The 16,932-nt window shown below is 72.7% G+C and carries 12 protein-coding genes; 9 read left to right on the top strand and 3 right to left on the bottom strand.

The features are described 5' to 3' along the window. Positions 1-60 precede the first annotated feature (60 nt). On the bottom strand, positions 61-1,968 hold the full coding sequence (locus ACFYOP_RS11190) for an ABC transporter ATP-binding protein (protein WP_388451304.1): 1,908 nt from the start codon (positions 1,966-1,968) through the stop codon (positions 61-63). Further along, positions 1,965-3,773, bottom strand: a complete 1,809-nt coding sequence (locus ACFYOP_RS11185; protein ID WP_356892770.1) for an ABC transporter ATP-binding protein — start codon at positions 3,771-3,773, stop codon at positions 1,965-1,967. Before ACFYOP_RS11185 ends, ACFYOP_RS11190 begins: the two co-directional genes overlap by 4 nt. Before the next feature lie 218 nt (positions 3,774-3,991). Here ACFYOP_RS11185 and ACFYOP_RS11180 point away from each other — a divergent pair, with 218 nt between their 5' ends. The 4 genes from ACFYOP_RS11180 to ACFYOP_RS11165 are packed head-to-tail and all read left to right on the top strand — an operon-like array spanning position 3,992 to position 7,664. Then, complete coding sequence (locus ACFYOP_RS11180; protein ID WP_356892772.1) at positions 3,992-4,897, top strand: ABC transporter ATP-binding protein; 906 nt, start codon at positions 3,992-3,994, stop codon at positions 4,895-4,897. Next, positions 4,894-5,670, top strand: a complete 777-nt coding sequence (locus ACFYOP_RS11175; protein ID WP_356892774.1) for an ABC transporter permease — start codon at positions 4,894-4,896, stop codon at positions 5,668-5,670. The genes ACFYOP_RS11180 and ACFYOP_RS11175 overlap by 4 nt, the downstream gene beginning before the upstream one ends. Before the next feature lie 28 nt (positions 5,671-5,698). After that, complete coding sequence (locus tag ACFYOP_RS11170) at positions 5,699-6,973, top strand: sensor histidine kinase (protein ID WP_356892775.1); 1,275 nt, start codon at positions 5,699-5,701, stop codon at positions 6,971-6,973. Beyond that, the gene (locus ACFYOP_RS11165) at positions 6,966-7,664 is read left to right on the top strand and encodes a response regulator transcription factor (protein ID WP_356892777.1); all 699 of its coding nucleotides are present in this window, start codon (positions 6,966-6,968) and stop codon (positions 7,662-7,664) included. The genes ACFYOP_RS11170 and ACFYOP_RS11165 overlap by 8 nt, the downstream gene beginning before the upstream one ends. Before the next feature lie 43 nt (positions 7,665-7,707). Here ACFYOP_RS11165 and glgX read toward each other — a convergent pair whose 3' ends face one another. Continuing rightward, on the bottom strand, positions 7,708-9,984 hold the full coding sequence (gene glgX / locus ACFYOP_RS11160; RefSeq protein WP_356892779.1) for a glycogen debranching protein GlgX: 2,277 nt from the start codon (positions 9,982-9,984) through the stop codon (positions 7,708-7,710). Between the two features lie 195 nt (positions 9,985-10,179). On the opposite strand from glgX, the gene ACFYOP_RS11155 reads away from it, so the two are divergent. The 5 genes from ACFYOP_RS11155 to ACFYOP_RS11135 all read left to right on the top strand — a co-directional run bounded on the left by ACFYOP_RS11155 (position 10,180) and on the right by ACFYOP_RS11135 (position 16,690). Beyond that, positions 10,180-11,403 carry an Ig-like domain-containing protein gene (locus ACFYOP_RS11155; protein WP_356892781.1) on the top strand — a complete coding sequence of 408 codons (1,224 nt, stop codon included), beginning with the start codon at positions 10,180-10,182 and terminating at the stop codon, positions 11,401-11,403. A gap of 277 nt (positions 11,404-11,680) precedes the next feature. Next, positions 11,681-12,931 carry an Ig-like domain-containing protein gene (locus ACFYOP_RS11150; RefSeq protein WP_356892783.1) on the top strand — a complete coding sequence of 417 codons (1,251 nt, stop codon included), beginning with the start codon at positions 11,681-11,683 and terminating at the stop codon, positions 12,929-12,931. 75 nt (positions 12,932-13,006) lie between these two features. Further along, a complete protein-coding gene (locus tag ACFYOP_RS11145) occupies positions 13,007-13,774 on the top strand; it encodes an enoyl-CoA hydratase/isomerase family protein (RefSeq protein WP_356892785.1) in 768 nt (255 codons plus the stop codon). Between the two features lie 138 nt (positions 13,775-13,912). Beyond that, positions 13,913-16,534: a class III lanthionine synthetase LanKC gene (gene lanKC, locus ACFYOP_RS11140; protein WP_356892787.1), complete on the top strand. Its 2,622-nt coding sequence runs from the start codon at positions 13,913-13,915 to the stop codon at positions 16,532-16,534. Between the two features lie 27 nt (positions 16,535-16,561). After that, positions 16,562-16,690 (top strand): SapB/AmfS family lanthipeptide, encoded by a 129-nt coding sequence (locus tag ACFYOP_RS11135; RefSeq protein ID WP_356892789.1) that lies wholly within the window; start codon positions 16,562-16,564, stop codon positions 16,688-16,690. Positions 16,691-16,932: the final 242 nt, after the last annotated feature.

The raw sequence follows: 16,932 nt of genomic DNA, 5'->3' as shown, positions 1-16,932 counted from the left end.
GCCGTGTCCGCGAGGACCGGCCCTTCCTCGTACCGGACCGGCGCACGCGGACCCTGGAGCTCAGCTCACCACGCTGTCGCGCCATGCCCGGTGCAGGCCCGCGAACCGGCCCTCGCCGCCGATCAGTTCCTCCGGAGTGCCGTCCTCGACGATCCGGCCGTGCTCCATCACCAGCACCCGGTCCGCGATCTCGACCGTCGACAGCCGGTGCGCGATCACCACCGCCGTACGGCCCTGGAGCACCGTGTCCATCGCCCGCTGCACCGCCCGCTCGCCGGGGATGTCCAGCGAACTCGTCGCCTCGTCGAGGATCAGCACCGCCGGGTCGGCCAGCAGCGCCCGGGCGAAGGCCACCAACTGCCGCTGGCCCGCCGAGATCCGCCCGCCGCGCTTGCGCACGTCCGTGTCGTACCCCTCCGGCAGCGACGCGATGAACTCGTGCGCGCCGATCGCCTTCGCGGCCTGTTCGATGTCCGCCCGCGTCGCCTCCGGCCGGCCGATCGCGATGTTCTCCGCGACCGTCCCGGAGAACAGGAACGCCTCCTGTGTCACCATCACCACGCCGCGCCGCAGTTCGGGCACGGCCAGGTCGCGCAGGTCGGTGCCGTCGAGCAGCACCCGGCCCTCGGTCGGGTCGTAGAACCGGGCCAGCAGCTTGGCCAGCGTCGACTTGCCGGCGCCGGTGGAGCCGACAACCGCGACGGTCTGCCCGGCCGGGACGGTCAGATCGAAGCGGGGCAGCACCTCGCCGCCCGTACGGTAGGCGAAGCGGACCTGCTCGAAGACGACCTCGCGGCCCGGCCTGCCGGAGTCACGCTCGGGCAGCGTGCGGGGCTCGGGCGCCTCCGGCACGGTCGGCGTCTGGGCCAGCAGGCCCGCGATCTTCTCCAGCGAAGCGGCCGCCGACTGGTAGGAGTTGAGGAACATCCCGAGCCGGTCGATCGGGTCGTACAGCCGCCGCAGATACAGCACCGCCGCCGCCAGCACGCCGAGCGCCAGCGTGCCGTCGGCGACCCGGTACGCGCCCCACAGCACGATCGCCGCGACGGCGGTGTTGGCGACGAGCCGGGAGCCGACGACATAGCGGGCCATCTCCAGCAGCGCGTCGCCGTTGCGGCGCTCGTGGTGGTGGTTGAGCACCTCGAAGGCGGCTTCGTTGGCCCGCTCCCGCCGGAAGGCCCGCACCGGGCGGATGCCGTTCATCGTCTCCGCGAACTTGACGATGACCGCCGCGATCGCCGTCGAGCGGTTCATGAACACCGTTTTGGCCCGGCGCTGGTAGAGCCGTACCAGCAGGTAGAGCGGGACGAACGACAGGACGGCCAGGCCGCCGATGCCGAGGTCCAGCCAGAGCAGCATCGCCGAGATGTACACGAAGGCGAGCACCACGCCGATGAGTTCCTGCAGCCCTTCGCTCAGCAGCTCGCGCAGCGACTCGACGTCCGTCGTCGAGCGGGAGATCAGCCGGCCGGAGGTGTACCGCTCGTGGAAGTCGACGCTCAGCGCCTGCGCGTGACGGAAGATCCGGCCGCGCAGATCGAGCAGCACGTCCTGGTTGACCCGGGCGGAGGCGCGGATGAAGGCGTACTGGAACACTCCCGCGGCCACCGAGCACAGTGCGTACCCCGCGCCGACGGCGATCAGCGGGCCGTAGTCGTCCGCGCGCAGCGCGGGGACGCCGCGGTCGATCGCGTACGCCACGAGCAGCGGGCCCGCCTGCACCGCCGCCTGCTGGAGGAGCAGCAGCACGGCGGCGAGCACGACCCGGGCGCGGCGGGGCGCGAGCAGGGAGCGCAGCAGCGCGCCGGTGGCGCCGGGCGGCGCGGGGAGGGCGTCCTTGTCGAACGGGTCCTCGACGGCGGGGGCGTCCTTACGGCCGGGAGCGGTCGCGGGGTCCTGGACGGCGCCGGGGCCGTCCGGCACGGTCTCCGCGGGCGGCGGAGGCGTCGTCGGGGGTGTCGTCGTCACAGTGTGATCCCTTCGGCGTCCGCGCTTCGCTCGGCGTCCGCGCCGGACATCAGCCATGCGTACTCCGCGTTCGTACGCAGCAGTTCCTGGTGCGTGCCCACCGCCGCGATGCGGCCCTGGGACAGCAGGGCGACACGGTCCGCGAGCATCACCGTCGACGGCCGGTGGGCCACCACCAGCGCGGTGGTGTCCGCGAGGACCCGGCGCAGCGCCGCCTCGACCAGCGCCTCCGTGTGCACGTCGAGCGCCGAGAGCGGGTCGTCGAGGACCAGGAAGCGCGGCCGGCCGACGACGGCGCGCGCCAGCGCGAGACGCTGGCGCTGACCGCCGGACAGGCTCAGGCCCTGCTCGCCGACCTGGGTGGCCGCGCCGTGCGGCAGCGCGTCCACGAAACCGGCCTGCGCGATGTCCAGGGCGCGGCGCAGGTCCGTGTCGCCGGCGCCGGCCGGGGCGCCCATCAGGACGTTCTCGGCGACGGTCGCGGAGAACAGCGTCGGCTCCTCGAAGGCGACCGACACCAGCTCCCGCAGCCGCTCGCGCGGGACGGCGGTGATGTCCTGCCCGTCGAGCGTGATCCGGCCGCCGGTCGGCTCGTACAGCCGCGGTACGAGCGCGGTCAGCGTGGTCTTGCCGCTGCCCGTGCCGCCGACCAGGGCCATCGTCTCGCCGGGGCGCACGTGCAGGTCGATCCGGGCGAGGACGGGCTCGCTGTCCTCGGCGGCGTCGGGGTAGCGGAACTCGACGCCGTCGAAACGCAGCCCGCCGTCCGCCCCTGTCCCGGCCGGGGCGGCACCGGCGCGGTGCGTCTCGCGCTCCTCCTCGGAGTCCAGCACCTCGAAGTACCGGTCCGCCGCGGTCGCCGCCTCCTGGCTCATGGCCAGCAGGAAGCCGATCGACTCCACCGGCCAGCGCAGCGCCAGCGCCGTCGACAGGAACGCCACGAGCGTGCCCGCCGAGAGGCCGCCGTCCGCGACCTGGACGGTGCCCAGCACCAGGGCCGCGCCGATGGCCAGTTCGGGAATGATGGTGATCAGCGCCCAGACGCCGCCCAGCAGCCGGGCCTTGCCGAGCTCCGTGCCGTGCAGCCGCTGCGACAGGGCGCGGAACGCCCGGGCCTGACTGCGGTGCCGGCCGAAGCCCTTGATGATCCTGATGCCGAGGACGCTCTCCTCGACGACCGTCGTCAGATCACCCACCTGGTCCTGCGCCTTGCGCGCGACCAGGGAGTACTTCGCCTCGAACAGCGAGCAGACGAGGACCAGCGGCAGGACCGGAACGAGCAGGACCAGTCCGAGCGTCCACTCCTGCCCGAGCAGGATGACGAACCCGACGAGGATCGTGGTGCCGTTGACGAGCAGGAAGGTCAGCGGGAACGCCAGGAACATCCGGAGCAGCATCAGGTCCGTCGTGCCCCGCGACAGCAGCTGGCCCGAGGCCCAGCGGTCGTGGAAGGCCACCGGGAGGCGCTGCAGATGCCGGAACAGGTCGGCCCGCATGGCCGCCTCGACGCCGGCGAGCGGCCGGGCCACCAGCCACCGCCGGAATCCGAACAGGACCGCCTCCGCGACGCCCAGCACCAGCAGGAGGAGCGCGCCGAACCAGACCCCGCCCGGGTCCCGGCCGGCGACGGGGCCGTCGACGATCCACTTCAGCACCAGCGGGATGACAAGGCTCAGGCACGAGGCCACGACGGCGACGAAAGCCGCACTGAACAGGCGCGTACGGACCGGCCGGACATACGGCCACAGCCGCAGGAGCGAACGCACGGCGGAGCGGTCCTCGGTAACGGAATGTGTGGTGGGCATCAGGTGTGAGCCTACGATTCACCACTGACACCGCTCATGTGGTTTTCCGCCGGACGGGGCAGCTTCGGGCCAAGGTCACCCTGGCCGCCACCATGGTCGCAGGCCCTGTCAGTCGTAGACCCGTGTCAGTCGTAGGCCCGTGTCAACCGATCGGCCGATGCCGCTTCGAGCGCGATGGACGATGTCCCGGGCGCCCGCCGCGCGGGAGGCTGCCCGGCATGACGATCGTGGAAGTGAAGGGCCTGCACAAGGCCTACGGCGGCCGCCCCGCCGTCGACGGAGTGGACTTCGCCGTCGAGGAGGGTGAGATCTTCGGGATCCTGGGGCCGAACGGCGCGGGCAAGACCACCACCGTCGAATGCGTCGAGGGGCTGCGGATCCCCGACGCGGGCACGGTCAGGGTCGCCGGGCTCGACCCGGTGGCCGACCACGAGCAGGTCACCCGGCTGCTCGGCGCACAGCTCCAGGAAAGCGAACTGCAGCCCAAGCTGACCGTGCGGGAGGCGCTGGAGCTCTACGCCTCCTTCTACGAACACCCGGCCGACTGGCGGCCGCTGGCCGAACGGCTCGGCCTGGCGGACAGGCTCACCATCCGGTTCGCGAAGCTGTCCGGCGGCCAGAAGCAGCGGCTGTCCATCGCGCTGGCCCTCATCGGCAACCCGCGCGTCGTCGTCCTCGACGAGCTCACCACCGGCCTCGACCCGCGCGCCCGCCGGGACACCTGGCGACTGATCGAGGAGGTGCGGGACTCGGGCGTCACCGTTCTCCTCGTCACGCACTTCATGGAGGAGGCGCAGCGCCTCTGCGACCGGATCGCGGTCATCGACAAGGGCAGGGTCGCCGCGCTCGACACCCCGGCCGGGCTGATCGGCCGGTCCGCCGCGTCGACCGTCATCTCCTTCACGCCGTCCGCCCCGCTCGACGAGCGGGAACTGGCCGCGCTGCCGCACGCCGCCTCCGTCGAGACCAAGGACGGCCGGGTCGTCGTCCACGGCACCGACGAGACCGTCACCGCCGTGACCTCGCTGCTGGCCGGGCGCGGCATCACCGCCGGCCGGCTCCGCGTGTCCGAGACGACCCTGGACGACGCGTTCCTGGACCTCACGGAGGAGAACGCACGATGACCGCCACGACCACCACGAACGCTCCCGCCCGCACGTCCGCGTCCGCCGCCGTGCTGCGGACCGAGGCCCGGCTGTTCCTCCGCGAACCCGGCTCGCTCTTCTGGATCCTGCTCTTCCCGACCCTGCTCATGACGATCCTCGGCCTGATCCCGTCGTTCCGTGAGGCGTCCGACGACATCGGCGGCCGGCGCGTGATCGACCTGTACGTGCCGATCGCGGCGCTGCTCGCCATGATCATGGCCGGACTGCAGGCCATGCCGCCGATCCTCACCGGCTACCGCGAACGCGGCATCCTGCGCCGGATGTCGACCACCCCGGTCCGGCCGGCCGCCCTGCTGACCGCCCAGCTCGTGCTGCACGGCGCGGCCGCCGTCGCCTCCGCCCTTCTCGCGCTGGCCGTGGGCCGCCTCGCCTTCGACGTGCCGCTGCCGGGGCGGCCCGCCGGCTACGCACTGGCCATGCTGCTGACCGCCGGCTGCGCGCTGGCGCTGGGCGCGACGGTCTGCGCGGTGTCCCGCACCCAGAAGATCGCGACCGCCGTCGGCTCGGTGGCCTTCTTCCCGTCCATGTTCACGGCCGGCGTCTGGCTGCCCGTGCAGACCATGCCCGGCACCCTGCAGCGCATCGTGGAGTTCACCCCGCTGGGCGCCGCGTCCCAGGCCCTCGACCGGGCCGCCGCGGGCAGCTGGCCGGCCTGGGCGGATCTGGGCGTCACCGCGCTGTGGACCGTCCTGCTCACGGCGGCGGCCGTCCGCTGGTTCCGCTGGGAGTGAGGGCGTGCCGGTACGCGAGACTTGGCGCATGAAACGGTCCCACACGGCGCCCGAGCGGGAAGCGGCCGTACCGGTCGACGAGCGCTGGACGCAGTTCTACCGCTACGGACCCTTCGCCCTGCTCGCACTCGCCGTCGTGGTCGGCGGCGCGGTCGCCGGCGGATTCATGTCCACCGGCGAGCTGTACGCCGCCGCCGTACTGGCTGTCGCGGCCGCCGCCCTGCAAGGGTGGTGGGCGCTGCGGCCGCCGGACGAGGGCGACCAGGCGCTGCCCGGCCGGATCTACTACGTGCTGCGGGCCGTGCTCGCCTTCGGGCTCACCCTGCTCAACCCGCTCTTCTCCGTCTACGCCGTCGCCGGATACTTCGACACCGGGCATCTGCTGCCCCGCCGATGGGTCTATCCGGGGCTGCTGTTCACGGCGCTCACGATGGCCGGGGGACAGTCGGGCGGACTGCCGCCCGTCTCGGCGTCCCAGGGCATCCTGTTCGGCGGTCTCTACGTCCTCAACGCCGCGCTCTGCGTGCTCTTCACCCGCCTCGGCACCCATGAGGCCGAACGGGCCCAGCAGCGCGTGGCCACCATCCAGGCGCTGGAGGACACCAACGCCCGCCTGGAGCGCGCCCTCGAGGAGAACGCCGGGCTCCACGCACAACTTCTCGTCCAGGCGCGCGAGGCGGGCGTCGCCGACGAACGCGGCCGCCTCGCCGCCGAGATCCACGACACCATCGCGCAGGGCCTGGCCGGCATCATCACCCAGCTCCAGGTCGTCACCTCCACCGACGATCCCGATCTGGCCGCACAGCACCTCGCCCGGGCCTCCGCGCTGGCCCGCCACAGCCTCGGCGAGGCCCGCCGCTCGGTGCAGAACCTCGCGCCGGCGGCGCTGGAGCACGCCGCGCTGCCGGAGGCGCTGAAGAGGACCGTCGCCGAGTGGTCCGAACGCACCGGCGTCCGGGCCCGGTTCGCCGTCACCGGCACCGAGGAGGGCCTGCACGACGAGGTGGCCGCCACCCTGCTGCGGATCGCGGAGGAGGCCCTCGCCAACACCGCAAGGCACGCGGAGGCGACCCGGGCCGGCGTCACCCTGTCCTTCATGGGCGACGAACTCACCCTCGACGTCCGCGACGACGGCCGCGGCTTCGACCCGTCGGCGGTGCCGCCCCGTTCGGGCTCCGGCGGCTTCGGTCTGAACGGTATGCGGGCCCGCGCGGAACGGATCGCGGGCACCGTCACCGTCGAGTCGGAGCCCGGCCAGGGGACCGCCGTCTCGGCTCGCGTACCGTTGGTCCGCCATGGCTGACGAGACCACCGGGACCACCGCGTCCACCGCGTCCACCGAGACGACGACCGGGACCGGGACGACGATCACCCTGATCGTCGTCGACGACCACCCCGTCGTACGGGACGGCCTGCGCGGCATGTTCGACTCCGCGCCCGGCTTCCGCGTCCTCGGCGAGGCGGGCGACGGCGAGTCGGGTGTCGAACTCACGCTCCGCCTCGACCCCGACGTCGTCCTCATGGACCTGCGGATGCCCGGCGGCGGGGGAGTGGCCGCCATCGCGGAGCTGGCCCGCCGCGGCGCCCGGTCCCGGGTCCTGGTGCTCACCACGTACGACACGGACACCGACACGCTGCCCGCCATCGAGGCCGGCGCGACGGGCTACCTCCTCAAGGACGCGCCCCGCGACGAGCTGTTCACGGCGGTCCGGGCCGCCGCGGAGGGCCGTACGGTGCTCTCGCCCGCGGTCGCCTCCCGGCTCGTCTCGCATGTGCGCACGCCCCCCGCACCGGGCGGCGAACAGCTGTCGGCGCGCGAGCGGGAGGTGCTGGCGCTGGTGGCGAAGGGCACCTCCAACCGCGAGATCGCCCGCGAACTGTTCATCAGCGAGGCCACGGTCAAGACCCACCTCACCCACATCTTCGCCAAGCTCGGCGCCAAGGACCGCGCCGCCGCGGTGGCCCTGGCGTACGACCGCGGCATCCTCGGCTGACCGGCCGCATCCCTCAGGGCCCGCACCCGCAGGCCCGTACTGCTCACTCCCGCACCCGCAGCAGCAGCACCGACCGCGCCGGCACCCGCACCGCCGCACCCCCCGTGTGGACCGTGCCCGGCGCGGCCGTCTGCTCCTCCAGCGAGGTGTCGACCACCAGCTCGTACGCCTCGGCCCACGGCGGGCCCGGCAGACGGAAGTCCACCGGCTCCGCGCCCGCGTGCAGGACCGTCAGGAAGCTGTCGTCCGCGACCTGTTCCCCGCGCGCGTCCCGGCCCGGGATGTCCCGCCCGGAGAGGTACAGGGCGAGCGTGGCGGACCGGGCGTACCAGTCGCCCTCGGTCATCTCCCCGCCGTCCGCGGTGAACCAGGCGAGGTCCCGCAGCCCGTCCGCCGCCTGCGGGCGGCCGGAGAAGAAGGCGCGCCTGCGCAGCACCGGATGGGCGTGGCGCAGCGCGAGGAGGCGCCGGGTGAGCTCCAGCAGACCCGCCGGCCCCGGCTCGTCGAGCAGTGACCAGTCCAGCCAGCTGATCTCGTTGTCCTGGCAGTAGGCGTTGTTGCTGCCGTGCTGGGTGCGGCCCATCTCGTCGCCCGCGACGAGCATCGGGACACCCGTCGACAGCAGCAGCGTGGTCAGCAGGTTGCGCAGCTGCCGGCGGCGCAGCGCGTTGACGTCCGGGTCGTCGCTCTCGCCCTCCGCGCCGCAGTTCCAGGACCGGTTGTCGTTCGTCCCGTCCCGGTTGCCCTCGCCGTTGGCCTCGTTGTGCTTGCGCTCGTAACTCACCAGGTCGCGGAGGGTGAAGCCGTCGTGGGCGGTGATGAAGTTGATCGACGCGTACGGCCGCCGGCCGCCCCAGGCGTACAGGTCGCTGGAGCCCGACAGCCGGTAGCCGAGGTCGCGGACGTCGGGGAGGGCGCCGCGCCAGAAGTCCCGTACGGCGTCGCGGTAGCGGTCGTTCCACTCGGTCCACAGCGGCGGGAACGCGCCGACCTGGTAGCCGCCGCTGCCGACGTCCCACGGCTCGGCGATCAGCTTCACCCGCCGCAGCACCGGGTCCTGCGCGATGACGGCGAGAAAGGGGGACAGCATGTCGACGTCGTGCATCGAGCGGGCCAGCGCCGCGGCCAGGTCGAAACGGAAGCCGTCGACGCCCATCTCGGTCACCCAGTAGCGCAGCGAGTCGGTGATGAGCCGCAGCACCTGCGGCTGCACCACGTGCAGGGTGTTGCCGCACCCGGTGTAGTCGGCGTACCGCCGGGCGTCCTGCTGGAGGCGGTAGTAGCCGCGGTTGTCGATGCCGCGCAGGGACAGCATCGGCCCCAGCTCGCCCGCCTCCGCGGTGTGGTTGTAGACCACGTCGAGGATGACCTCGATGCCGGCGGCGTGCAGCGCGCGCACCATCCGCTTGAACTCGCCGACCTGCTGCCCCGCCGTGCCCGACGCCGCGTACGCCGCGTGCGGGGCGAAGTAGCCGATGGAGTTGTAGCCCCAGTAGTTGACGAGCCCGCGCCGCAGCAGATGGTCCTCGTGCGCGAACTGGTGCACCGGCAGCAGCTCCACCGCCGTCACCCCGAGCCGCACCAGGTGCTCGACCGCCGCCGGGTGGGCGAGCCCCGCGTACGTGCCGCGCAGCTCCTCGGGGATGCCCGGGTGGCGCTTGGTGAACCCGCGTACGTGCACTTCGTAGATGACCGAGTCCGCCCACGGCGTCTTGGGCCTGCGGTCGTCCATCCACTCGTCGCCGCCGGCGTCGTCGTGGACGACCACGCCCTTGGGCACGTACGGGGCGGAGTCCCGGTCGTCGCGCACGGTGTCGGCGACATGCTGCTCCGGCCAGTCGCGGACGTGCCCGTACACCTCGGGCGGCAGCCGGAAGTCCCCGTCGACCGCGCGCGCGTACGGATCGAGCAACAGCTTCCCCGGGTTCCAGCGTGCCCCGGTCCAGGGGTCCCAGCGGCCGTGCACCCGGTAGCCGTAGCGCCGGCCGGGGCCGACGCCGGGCACGAAGCCGTGCCAGATCTCGTGGGTCAGTTCGGTGAGCGGCAGCCGGGTCTCCGCCCCGGACTCGTCGAAGAGGCAGAGCTCCACCCCTTCCGCGCCGCCCGCCCACAGGGCGAAGTTGGTCCCCGCGACCCCATCGGGCCCCACCCGGTACCGCGCGCCCAGCGGCGTCGGCGCCCCCGGCCACACCGGTGGCCGGCCACGGGCCGTGTCCGGCCCCGGGCGGCGCGCCGCCTCGCCGGCCACCGCCGAACGGGTGCCGGGCGGTTCGCCCGGCACCTCCTCCCGCACCGTTTCCTGCTCGGCTGCGCTCGACACCTGCCGGCCTCCCGCGGCTCGTCGGGCCCTGCTGGAGGTACTCCCAGGCCCCGGGGCTCCGGTGGGCTGGCCCGCGGCGTCCCGGCCGCGGCACCCCACGCGTGGTCCTCCCACCATTTCTGCCCGCGCCGCCCGACTCCCAACATCGCCCGCCGCCGTCGTTGCCCGCGCGGGGTGGTCGTCGTTGACCGGTACGTGAGACATGTACTGATGCGGGCAGGGCGCAGGGCCGCGGTCGCCCTGGCAGGGGCAGGACTGATCGTGGGCCTCGCCGGCTGCTCCGGCGGGACCCTCGGTGTCGGGGACAAGCCGGGAGTGGAGGACACGATCCGGGTGACCCCCGAGGACGGGGCGAAGAAGGTGCGTCCCGACGACCCCGTCGAGGTGCGGCTGCCGAGCGGCCGGCTGGAGCGGGTCACCGTCACCCGGATCGAGGACGCCACCAGGACCGAGGTGGCGGGGGAGATCTCCGAGAACGGGCTCCGGTGGAGACCCAGGAAGGGAAGCCGGCTGAAGCCCGCCGCCAAGTACAGCGTGGACGTGGTGGCACTGGACGGGCACGGTCGCCGGACCGCCCGCCACACGACGTTCACGACCCTGGTGCCGGAGAGCCGGTTCATCGGCTACTTCAAACCGGAGGACCGCCAGACCGTGGGCACCGGAATGATCGTTTCCTTCGCGTTCAACCGGAAGATCGAGAACCGGGCGGCCGTCGAGCGCGCCATCCGCGTCACCTCCGACCCGCCGGTGGAGGTCGTCGGCCACTGGTTCGGCAAGGAGCGGCTCGACTTCCGGCCCCGTACGTACTGGCAGCCGGGCACCGAGGTCACCGTCGACATGCGGCTGCGCGACGTGGAGGCGGCGCCCGACGTCTACGGCATCCAGCAGAAGACCGTCTCCTTCACCGTCGGCCGGTCCCAGGTGTCCCAGGTCGACGCCGAGGCGCACACCATGCGGGTGGTGCGCGACGGACGGCTGCTGGCGACCCTTCCCGTCACGGCCGGTGCGCCGAAGTCCACGACGTACAACGGGAAGATGGTGGTCACGGAGATGTACGACGTGACCCGGATGGACGGCGCGACGGTCGGCTTCACCAAGAAGGACGGCACGAGCGAGTACGACATCAAGGACGTGCCGCACGCCATCCGGCTGACCACCTCCGGCACCTTCCTGCACGGCAACTACTGGGAGTCCGCCGACACGTTCGGCTCGGCCAACGTCTCGCACGGCTGCGTGGGACTGCGGGACGACAAGGGCGGCAGCAGCGAGTCGCCGGCCGGCTGGTTCTACGACCGGACCCTGATCGGCGACGTGGTGGAGGTCCTGCGCTCCAAGGACAAGACGGTCGCACCGGACAACGGCCTCGGCGGCTGGAACCTGGACTGGCGGCTGTGGAAGGCGGGTTCCGCGCTGCGCTGACCCCCCTGCGGCCCCGCCGCCTCCGTGACCTGACGCCTCCGCGGCCCCCGCCGCTCTCCGACCTGACGCCTCCGCGGCCCCCGCCGCTCTCCGACCTGACGCCCCCGCGGCCCCCGCCGCTCTCCGACCTGACGTCCCCGCAGGTTTGGGACCGAACGGTGACGTCCGGGTGCGCAAGCGGTGACCTGCGGTGTGATTGTCTGGCTCATTGTGCGCGTGTGAGGCGCGCGGGGGCGGGCCATGGCGCTGCCAGGCCGTGCGAGGGGAGATCACGACGGTGAACGGGCAGCCGATATCGGGGGCATCGGCCGGAACCGGACGAGTACGCGGGCGTGGGGGCGCCGCGCTGTCCGGTCTGGTCCTGGGGGCGATGCTGGTACTGACGGCCTGCGGGGGCGGCGGCTCCGGCAGGACGGACGTCGATCCCGGACCGAAGGGCGGCGCCGGGACGGTCGAGAACGCGGCCTCCCAGGCGGTGGTGACCATCATGCCGAAGGACGGCGCGGACGCGGTGGCGACCAGCGGCGCGCTCAGGGTCACCGCGGCGAAGGGCAGGCTGACCACGGTCGTCGTCCAGGACGACAAGGGCACGAAGATCGACGGCAAGCTGTCGGCGGACGGCGCGAGCTGGGAGCCGGTGCACCACCTGGCCGGCTCGACCAAGTACAAGGTGCACGCGATCGCCGAGGACGCGGAGGGCCGGGAGTCCGCCAAGGACACGACCTTCACCACGCTCGTGCCGAAGAACACCTTCATCGGTCACTACACGCCGGAGCACGGCACGACCGTCGGCGTCGGCATGCCGGTCTCCATCAACTTCACCCGCGGCATCACCGAGCCGGAGGCCGTCGAGAAGGCCATCACGGTCACCGCGGAGCCGTCGGTGCCGATCGAGGGCCACTGGTTCGGCAACGACCGTCTCGACTTCCGCCCCGAGAAGTACTGGGCCCCCGGCACCGAGGTGACCGTCAGACTCAACCTGGACGGCGTCGAGGGCCGCCCGGGTGTGTACGGCATGCAGTCCAAGAGCTTCTCGTTCACCATCGGCCGCAGCCAGGTCTCCACCGTCGACGCGAGCGCCAAGACCATGAAGGTCGTCCGCGACGGCAAGGAGATCAAGAGCATCCCGATCACCGCGGGCGCTCCGTCGACCACCACGTACAACGGGCAGATGGTCATCAGTGAGAAGTACAAGGTGACCCGGATGAACGGCGCCACCGTCGGCTTCGGCGGCGAGTACGACATCAAGGACGTGCCGCACGCGATGCGGCTGTCCACCTCGGGCACCTTCATCCACGGCAACTACTGGGCCTCGCCCGGCACGTTCGGCTCCGCGAACGTCAGCCACGGCTGCGTCGGGCTGCGCGACGTGCGCGGCGGGTACGACAAGAACACCCCGTCCGCCTGGTTCTACAACAACTCGATCATCGGCGACGTGGTGATCGTGAAGAACTCCAAGGACAAGCAGATCGCCCCGGACAACGGCCTCAACGGCTGGAACACGCCCTGGTCGGAGTGGACGAAGTAGCACGCCCCGACGGGCCCGGCGCTGTGAGCAACAGCACCGGGCCCGTCCGCGTTAACGCGGACTAACCTCTCCCGCATGACCGTTTCATTCGAAGTCTCCGAAGGCGTCGGCACCATCAGGCTCGACCGCCCCCCGATGAACGCCCTCGACATCGCCGTCCAGGACCGGCTGCGCGAGCTCGCCGAGGAGGCCGGCCGGCGCGACGACGTGCGGGCCGTCATCCTCTACGGCGGCGAGAAGGTGTTCGCGGCGGGCGCGGACATCAAGGAGATGCAGGACATGGACCACACGGCGATGATCGTGCGCTCCCGCGCCCTGCAGGAGTCCTTCACCGCCGTCGCCCGTATCCCCAAGCCCGTCGTCGCGGCCGTCACCGGCTACGCGCTGGGCGGCGGCTGCGAGCTGGCGCTCTGCGCCGACTACCGGATCGCCGCCGACGACGCCAAGCTCGGCCAGCCGGAGATCCTGCTCGGCCTGATCCCCGGCGCGGGCGGCACCCAGCGCCTGTCCCGGCTGATCGGCCCCTCGCGCGCCAAGGACCTGATCTTCACCGGCCGCATGGTGAAGGCCCAAGAGGCCCTCGCCCTCGGCCTGGTGGACCGGGTCGTTCCCGCCGCCGAGGTGTACACGCAGGCGCACGCCTGGGCCGCGGCACTGGCCAAGGGCCCCGCGCTGGCGCTGCGCGCGGCGAAGGAGTCGGTGGACACCGGTCTCGAGACGGACATCGAGACGGGGCTCGCGGTGGAACGGAACTGGTTCGCGGGCCTGTTCGCCACGGAGGACCGGGAGCGGGGGATGCGCAGCTTCGTCGAGGAGGGGCCGGGCAAGGCCACGTTCCTCTGACCCCCTCGGCCGGGCCGCCCGTCGCGTCCGGCCCTGGTTACCTGTGCGTACCGCATGTTCGGAAGGTGACAGCGGTGACTGTCGGGCGCCTGGCAGCGCGTGACAACGTCATCCCTGTCACCGACCGAGGGAGTGCGCGTGAACAAGGGGTACGCGGTCTTCTGCGACGCCGACCGGCACTTCTACGACGCGCCGCACCGCCTGGCGTCCGCGGCGGGAACCACCGGCAGCTCTCTGTACGAGGCGGCGCGGCTGCCGGTCCCCGAGGGCTGGCTCAGCCACCGTACGGGTGACTGGCTCGCCCTGCGGCCCGCGGACCGGGTCCTGCCGTCCCAGGGCTGGAAGATCCACGTCTCCGCCTCCCTCGGCAACGCGGAGTCGGTGCTCGCCAAGGTCCGGACGTACTGCCTGGCGCACGAGGTGGCCTTCAAGTTCGTCCCGAGCCGCTACCTGCTGCACCAGCGCAACGCCAAGTACGCCGACCGGGCGGCGAGCGGCAAGTTCATCACGGTCTACCCGGCGGACGAGGACCGGTGCGGACAGATCGCCGGCGACCTCGCCGCGCTCCTCGAGGGCGAGCCCGGCCCGTACATCCTCAGCGATCTGCGCTGGGGCGCGGGGCCGGTGCACCTGCGCTACGGGAGCTTCACCCGCCGCCACTGCTACGACGAGCGGGGCGAGCTGCGCCCCGCCATCGAGAACGGTGCCGGCACGCTGGTGCCCGACCCCCGTGAACCGGTGTTCCGGATACCCGAGTGGATCACCCCGCCCGGCTATCTGCGGCCCCATGTCGAGGCCCGCGGAGCGGTGGCCGTCACGGACCTGCCGTACGCCGTCGACAAGGCGCTGCACTTCTCCAACGGCGGCGGTGTCTACGAGGCACACCACAAGACCACCGGCACGCGGGTCGTGCTCAAGGAGGCCCGGCCGTACGCCGGCCTCGCCGCCGACGGCGCCGACGCGGTGACCCGCCTGGAACGGGAACACCGTGCGCTGCGGCAGCTGTCGGGGCTCGCCTGCACGCCGGAGGTCGTGGACAGCTTCGTGCTGGGCGAGCACCACTTCCTCGTTCTCGAGCACGTGGCCGGCCGCCCCCTCAACTCCTTCTTCGCCCGCCGGCACCCGCTGATCGAGGCGGACCCGTCACCCGAGCGGCTGGACGAGTACACGCGGTGGGCGATACGGATGCACGGCCTGGTCGAACAGGCGGTGGCCGACGTCCACGCGCGCGGAGTGGTCTTCAACGATCTGCACCTGTTCAACATCATGGTCGCCGAGGACGAGGGTTCCGTCGTACTGCTCGACTTCGAGGCGGCACGCCCCGTGGAGGAGCGCGGCCGGCAGATCGTCGCCCACCCGGCGTTCGTCGCACCCGCCGACCGGCGCGGCATCGATGTGGACCGCTACGCGCTCGCCTGCCTGCGGATCGCCCTGTTCCTGCCGCTCACCAGCCTGCTCGGCGTCGACCGGGAGAAGGCGGCGCACCTGGCCGACCTCGCGGCACGGCACTTCCCGGTCCCCCGCGCCTTCCTCGACGAGGCCGTACGGGAGATCGGACGCGACCCGGCCGGCGGCCCCTCCCGGACAACGGCGAGGCGAACGGGGCGGTTCCTTCCCGTGGAACCTGACGACTGGCCGCGCAGCCGTGACTCGATGGCCGAGGCGATCGCGGCGTCGGCGACGCCCGAGCGCGAGGACCGCTACTTCCCCGGCGACATTGCACAGTTCGCGACCGCGGGCGGTGGAGCGAGCTTCGGCTACGGCACCGCGGGAGTGCTCCACGCGCTGCGCGAGAGCGGCTCCCCGGCCTGCCCCGCCGCCGAGGAGTGGCTGCTGCGCCACGCCAAGGCACCCGACTCGGGTACTCCGCTCGGGTTCTACGACGGCCTCGCCGGCATCGCCTGGACCCTTCACCGGCTCGGACACCCCGGCCCGGCCCTGGAACTCGCCCACCGGATCCTCGAACAGGACTGGTCGGCGCTCTCACCCGACCTGCACAGCGGTACGGCCGGAATCGGCCTCGCCTTCGACGCACTCGCCGCCGCGACCGGGGAGAGCGCCCTGCACGACGCCGCCCTCCACTGCGCGGAGCTGACTGCCCGCCCCGTCCCTGCCGGAGCCGGGACCGGGCGGAGCGCACGGCGCACCGGGCTGCTGCACGGTTCCGCCGGACGGGCGCTGCTCTTCGTACGGCTGCACGAGCGCACCGGGGACACCGGGCTGCTCGACCTGGCGGCCGACGCGCTCACCGACGACCTGTCCCGGTGCGTGCACGGTGCCGCGGGCACCCTTCAGGTGGACGAGGGCTGGCGCACGATGCCCTACCTGGGAGCGGGCAGCGCCGGCATCGGCATGGTGCTCGACGACTACGCGGCCCACCGCCGCGACGAAACCTTCGACCAGGCACGCCGCGAGATCGTCCGGGCCGCGCAGGCCACGTTCTACGCACAGCCCGGCCTCTTCCGCGGCGCCGCCGGCATGGTCCTGCACCTCGCGCGCACCACCACGGGTGGCCCCGGCACCACAGCGGAGGACGTACGCCGTCAGATCCGCTCGCTGGCCTGGCACGCCATGTCCTACCAAGGCCGACTGGCCTTTCCCGGCGAGCAGATGATGCGGCTGTCGATGGACCTGTCCACCGGCACGGCCGGCTGCCTGCTGGCGCTGGCGGCGGCGCTCGGCGACCGCCCGGCGCAGCTGCCGTTCCTGCCGCCGCTGCACCACCCCCAAGAACCGGCCCCGTCACGGGGTCGTCAGTAGCACCGTCCCCAACCGAGAGGAAAGATCATGACACTGCTCGACCTGCAGTCGATGGACACCCCGAAGGAAGAGGCCATCGGCGACGTCGAGACCGGCAGCCGCGCCAGTCTGCTGCTGTGCGGCGACAGCAGCCTCAGCGTGACCACCTGCAACTGACCCGGCGCGGCTCCGCGAGCGGCGACAGTCGCGGCGGAGTCCCGGCGCCCCCGGAGCACGTCTCCGGGGGCGCCGCGGCGTCCGGGACGCCGGGCCACAGCGGCGGACGGTTACGCCCCGCCGGGCCCGGGACGGCCCCGGGGACGTATTCCGGAGCGGGGCGCCGGGACGAGTGCCGGAGAGGAGTGCCGAAGAGGGGTGACGAGGCTGGAGCGGACAGAGCGACCGCGGGGCAGGCGGCG

It is taken from the genome of Streptomyces sp. NPDC006294 (genome assembly GCF_042870895.1).
GTDB lineage: Bacteria > Actinomycetota > Actinomycetes > Streptomycetales > Streptomycetaceae > Streptomyces.
Note: the sequence above shows the minus strand (reverse complement) of the source record. Positions and strands in the feature narration are given on the sequence as shown.

What these genes read in the sequence shown, in the direction of transcription:
- ACFYOP_RS11185 (WP_356892770.1), bottom strand. Translation starts at nt 3,773, where the DNA reads ATGCCCACCACACATTCCGTTACCGAGGACCGCTCCGCCGTGCGTTCG.
- ACFYOP_RS11180 (WP_356892772.1), top strand. Translation starts at nt 3,992, where the DNA reads ATGACGATCGTGGAAGTGAAGGGCCTGCACAAGGCCTACGGCGGCCGC.
- ACFYOP_RS11175 (WP_356892774.1), top strand. Translation starts at nt 4,894, where the DNA reads ATGACCGCCACGACCACCACGAACGCTCCCGCCCGCACGTCCGCGTCC.
- ACFYOP_RS11170 (WP_356892775.1), top strand. Translation starts at nt 5,699, where the DNA reads ATGAAACGGTCCCACACGGCGCCCGAGCGGGAAGCGGCCGTACCGGTC.
- ACFYOP_RS11165 (WP_356892777.1), top strand. Translation starts at nt 6,966, where the DNA reads ATGGCTGACGAGACCACCGGGACCACCGCGTCCACCGCGTCCACCGAG.
- ACFYOP_RS11145 (WP_356892785.1), top strand. Translation starts at nt 13,007, where the DNA reads ATGACCGTTTCATTCGAAGTCTCCGAAGGCGTCGGCACCATCAGGCTC.
- ACFYOP_RS11135 (WP_356892789.1), top strand. Translation starts at nt 16,562, where the DNA reads ATGACACTGCTCGACCTGCAGTCGATGGACACCCCGAAGGAAGAGGCC.